The organism is Actinomycetospora atypica, from assembly GCF_042653685.1.
Classification (GTDB): Bacteria; Actinomycetota; Actinomycetes; order Mycobacteriales; family Pseudonocardiaceae; genus Actinomycetospora; species Actinomycetospora atypica.
Genome location: NZ_JBHSIV010000076.1, coordinates 1 through 4,384, shown reverse-complemented (window position 1 = coordinate 4,384; position 4,384 = coordinate 1). Strand labels below are relative to the sequence as shown.

General features: G+C 76.9%; 2 protein-coding genes and 1 pseudogene. All 3 read right to left on the bottom strand.

Annotated elements, in window-relative coordinates:
- Window positions 1–1,311 (bottom strand): annotated as a pseudogene (locus ACFPBZ_RS29325) (hypothetical protein); the annotation flags it as partial.
- Window positions 1,308–2,876: a glycosyltransferase family 4 protein gene (locus tag ACFPBZ_RS29320; RefSeq protein ID WP_378039642.1), complete on the bottom strand. Its 1,569-nt coding sequence runs from the start codon at window positions 2,874–2,876 to the stop codon at window positions 1,308–1,310. The gene ACFPBZ_RS29320 and the pseudogene ACFPBZ_RS29325, both read right to left, overlap by 4 nt.
- A complete protein-coding gene (locus ACFPBZ_RS29315; protein WP_378039641.1) occupies window positions 2,873–3,901 on the bottom strand; it encodes a glycosyltransferase in 1,029 nt (342 codons plus the stop codon). Before ACFPBZ_RS29315 ends, ACFPBZ_RS29320 begins: the two co-directional genes overlap by 4 nt.
- Window positions 3,902–4,384 lie beyond the last annotated feature (483 nt).

Below are 4,384 nucleotides of genomic sequence, written 5' to 3'. Positions count from 1 at the left end.
GCCCGCCCCGAGCACCGCGACGGCGAGCGCCCCGACGAGCGCGCCCGCCGCGGCACCGGACGCGAGCGGACCCGCGGCGTCGTCGGGAACCCCCGGCAGGCCGGCGAGGACCCCGGAGGCCCCGAGCGCGAGCCCGGCGCCGAGCGACACGACGGCGGCGACGAGGGCCGCGGTGAGCGCCCGCCGCGCGCGGACGGCGAGGAGCAGGGTGGCCAGGACGGTCGTCGTGCCGAGCCCGACGCCGAGCAGCGCGAGGGTCGGCAGCAGCGCGACCGAGGGCAGGTAGCGCTCGGGCAGGACGAGCCCGACGAGGGCCGTGGGCACCGTGGCGACCACCGCGGCGGCCGGCACGACGAGCCGGACGAAGGAGGCGAGGGCCTCGCGCAGGCGCAGGTCGCGGTCGACGCCGGTGGCGACCCGCAGGACCGGGAAGGTGACCAGCGCCGTGCCGACGGCGACGTAGACCGGCGCCTTCGCGAGCGTGGCGACGGCCTGGTAGCCGGCGCCGGCGGTGGCGTCGAGCAGGACGACCGCGGCGACGACGGCGTCCGCGGCGGCGAGCGCGGACAGGACGGCCTGGGTGGCGGCGACCCCGCCGGTCTCGGCCCAGCGGGCGCGGTCGTCGAGGGCGGCGCGGACCTCGGCGGGGCGGACCCCGGCGAACGGGCCGGTGCGCGGGGAGGCCGACACCGCGAGCACCGCGAGCGCGCCGACGGCGAACCCGCCGACCGCGCCCCACGCCCCGGCGCCGAGGGCGACCGCGGCGACGCTCGCGACGAGCCGGACCGCGACCTCGCCGACGGTGAGCGTCGCGTAGCGGACGAAGCGCGACTCGCCCTGCAGGTGGCCCCAGACCGGGGCGATCGCGAAGAGCGCGAGCCCGGAGACGGCGGCGGCCAGCGCGGTGGGGACGTCCGAGACCGGCCCGACGACGAGGCCCAGCACCACGGCGGCGGCGAGCCCGACCAGCACCGAGACCCCGACCGCGAACGCGGTGGCCGCGCGGCGCTGCGGGGCGCGCGGCGGCAGCGCGCGGACCACGTGGGCGAGCGGGAACGGGATGAGCGCCGCCGAGGCGACCCCGGCGGTCCCGACGACGGCGACGGCCGCGGCGAAGGCGGTGTAGGCCGGGGCGTCGAGCAGGTGGGCCATCACGAGGGTGACGGCGTAGCTGAGCAGGCCGACGACTCCGCCGGAGGCCGACAGCAGGGTGGCGGTGCCGCCGGTCGCCCCGGGTGCCGGCGACGGCACGTCGCGGACCTCCGACGTCCGCGACGTGCCGTCGCTGACACGCCCCCCGGTCGCGGTCATCGCGCCGGGAAGACGTCCGAGGGCCGCGTCTCGCCCGAGGTGATCCCGACGATGGCCGGCCCGCCGAGCAGCTCCGGGCGGCTGGCGAGCCGCACGTAGGGCTCCTTGGCCCCGAGCCGTCCGATGACGCCGAGGGCGTCCACCTCGTCGCAGCCGCGCAGCAGGGCGAGCACCTGGTTGCGGCCCAGACAGATCGACACCTCGTCGGTGAGCCGCAGCGTGGCCGCGGCCTCGGTGGGCTCGTCGTGGGCGAAGCGGGCCAGCACGGTCATGTCCGACCGGGCACGGCGGCGGGTCGCGGCGCGGTGCAGGGCCGAGCGGTCGGCGGGCGGGAGGTCCGCGTCGGCCTGGGTGCGGTGGAAGGAGCGCATCTCCGAGAGCACCGAACCCGCGAGCAGCTCGGCCGAGCGCTCCCAGGAGAAGCAGCCCGCCCAGGTCCGGCACGCGTCGGCGACCTCGTCGGCCCTACCCGGGTCGGCGAGCTCGGCCAGGGTGCGCGGGAGGGCCGCGGCGAAGTCGTCGATGCCGTCGACGAGCCAGCCGGTGACGCCGTCGAGGACCGAGTCGCGGATGCCCGTGGTCCGGATCGCCAGGCACGGCACCCCGGCCGCGGCGCCCTCCAGCACGACCAGGCCCCAGCCCTCGCCGTCGGAGGTCGAGGTGGTCAGCCAGGCCGACTCCATGAGGGCGTCCCGCTCGGCGTCGGGCAGGCGCCCGTGGAAGCGCACGACGCGGCCGAGCCCGAGCTCGACGGCCGTGCGGCGAAGGGTCGTCAGGTCCGGGCCGTCGCCGATGATCTCGACCTGCAGGTCCGGCACGTCCGGCAGCGCCGCGGACACCGCGTGCAGCAGCAGGTCCACCCGCTTGTGGGGCACCAGCCGGCTGGTGAGGACGATCGTCGGCGTCGTCGCGCGCCGGCGCACACCCGAGGTGATCGCGGTGTTCATGCCGTTCGGCACCACGTCGATCGGCCCGTCGAACTTCAGCCGACGGCGGAGCTCCTGGCGGGTCGAGGCGGACACCGCGACGGTGCGCTTCCCCTGGTAGACGCGCCGGGCCACGCGTCCCTCCAGCAGCCGGCCGACGAGGGCCCCGCCCGCGCCGAACCTCGTCGAGAACTGGTCCTGGTGGACGTGGTGGACGACCTGGACCACCGGGACCGAGTTGCGCGTGAACACCGGCGAGAAGAACGGGATGCCGTTCTGGCAGTCGACGACCGCGTCGAACTGGCGGCGCGCGCTGCCGCGCAGCAGCCGCGCCGCAGTGCGCAGGTAGACGCCCATCGTGCCGCCCGCGCGGCGGATCTCGATGCCGTCGATCTCGTCGCGGGCACTCTGGCCGGCGTCGCGGGCCGTCAGCCACGTGACGTGCACGCCCGCCTCGACCCAGCGGCGGGAGATCTCGTGGGCGTAGGCCTCGGCGCCGCCGGCCTGCGAGTGCCGCACGTCGCGCCAGTTCAGCACCAGGATGCGGCAGCCCGCGAGCTGCGCGATGGCGCGGCCGAGGACGGGGATCAGGCGGACCGGGGGCAGGGTCTCCTCGGGCCGGGAAAGGGTCGTCGTCACTGGGCGCTCCCGATGGTGGCGGTGTCTCCGACGGTGAACGGGGAGGAGGGGGCACGGGCGGGCAGGGCCGGACCGCTGCCGCGGTTGAGCTCGCGGTGCAGCTTGGCGACGGCGGTGAACGCGGCCAGACCGTCGCGGACCGGGCGCAGCGTCGAGCCGGTGGTGTCGGTCCAGGTGACGGGGACCTCGTCGATGCGTCCGCCGTCGTCGCGGACGTGGCGCAGCAGCTCGACGTCGAAGGCGAACCCCGTGGACCGGCACTTCCACAGCGCGCTCTGCACGGCCTCGCGGTCGAAGAACTTGAAGCCGCACTGGGTGTCGTGGATGCCGGGCAGCAGCGGCCGCGACAGCAGGCGGAAGGCGTTCCCGCCGAGCCGCCGCCCGAGCGGCTGCCTCGTCGCGATCGAGGCGCCCGGCGCGTGCCGCGACGCGATCGCCGCGGCGGCGCCGCCCTCGAGTGCGGCCATCACGGGCAGGAAGGTCTCCAGCGGCGTGGAGAGGTCGGCGTCGGTGAACCCGACGATGCGCGCGCGGCTGGTGCGCAGGCCGCGGATGACCGCGGCGCCCTTGCCCGCCTGCGAGCAGCCGATCGCGACGGCCTCGACGCACCAGCCGGTCGCCACGTTGCAGGCCTGCCCGGTCACCGCGAGCACGGTGGCCGCGGTGTCGTCGACGCTGCCGTTGTCGACGACCACGACGCGGGAGGTCCACGGCTGCTCGGACAGGAACGCGACCATCGCCGCGAGCGTCGCGGGCAGCCGGCCCGACTCGTTGTAGGCCGGGATGACGACCTCGAGGTCGACCGTCGAGCGGTCGGTGGCGGCGCGGTCGGCCGTCCGGGTGCCGCTGGCGCCGAGCTCGCCGGTGGCGCGGGTGACCTCGCGGGCCACCGCCGCGACGACGGCGTCGTCGACGACGTCGACCAGTTCCGAGCTGCGGACGGTGTCCACGAGGTCGGCCGGTCGCAGTTCTCCTCCGGCGCGCAACGCGGGGTGGGGCGAGAGCACGCTGGGCGACCTGTCCATCACGTTCTGCACGCGGGGGATATCGACCGTTCAGAGCAGCAATTAACCTCTTCGTCCCGCGACCGAACGGGTGACTGCGCGTCGTCTGCGCTGGTAGACGGGCCGGAACCATCCCATCGAGCCCCGGAAACGCCCTCCGACTTTCACGCCGTCGAGTGACGCGACCGACGGCGTGTCCCGCGCGGGGGCGCGCGCGTCCGGTGGCAGCGCCGCGTCGGGGCCCGGAGGCCGCCACCTACACTCGACGCCCGGGGGACGAGGCGGACCCGGCGACGGGACCGCCCCCGGGTGGGCGAACGGACCCACTCCCAGGAGCAGGAGGGTCCATGAGCCGGCCGGCCGACGCCCCGCGCGTGGGGAACGTGGACGCCGGCCCGACCGCTCCGCGCCCCCGCCCGGCACCGTCCGGCCGCCGTGCCGAGCCGGGCACCCCCGCCGCCGGCACCCCCGTCGTCGGCGCCCCGGCCCCCACGGGCGGGCCGC